The 428-nt window shown below is 56.3% G+C and carries 1 pseudogene; it reads right to left on the bottom strand.

Annotated elements, in window-relative coordinates:
- Positions 1-127: 127 nt before the first annotated feature.
- Positions 128-428 (bottom strand): annotated as a pseudogene (locus tag J5M58_RS27275) (SAM-dependent DNA methyltransferase); the annotation flags it as partial.

Here is a 428-nt window from a genome sequence, read left to right as displayed (position 1 = left end):
GCATTGACGCTTACACCCGATTCGATGAATGCAATTACCTCCTTGAGGCGCTGCACCAGCCAGTGTGTGGGCACTTGTCCCAGCCATGGCACCCCACTATCCTTGTATTTCGCATATTGGGGCAAGCTCATTCCGCCAACTCCTCAAGCATCCTCATGATGTTGGCCGACACCGCCTTCAATTCTTCGTCAATCGTATGCAGGTCGCGCGGGGGCTCGAACACGTAGAAATGCCGATTGAACGGAATCTCATAGCCGACCTTGTTCTTCTGTTCGTCTATCCAGGCGTCCGGCGCGTGCGGAAGCACCTCCCGCTCGAAATAGACGCCGATATCATCGGAGAGCGGCACATTCTCGGTATCACGCAGCGAACTATCCGCTTGCGGCTTCCCCTTCTGCTTGCCCTTGACGCCCAGGACGACCTTACCC

It is taken from the genome of Pseudomonas sp. 32_A, assembly GCF_017490905.1.
In the GTDB taxonomy this organism is placed as follows: Bacteria; Pseudomonadota; Gammaproteobacteria; order Pseudomonadales; family Pseudomonadaceae; genus Aquipseudomonas; species Aquipseudomonas inefficax.
This window is presented reverse-complemented; position numbering and strand designations above follow the sequence as displayed.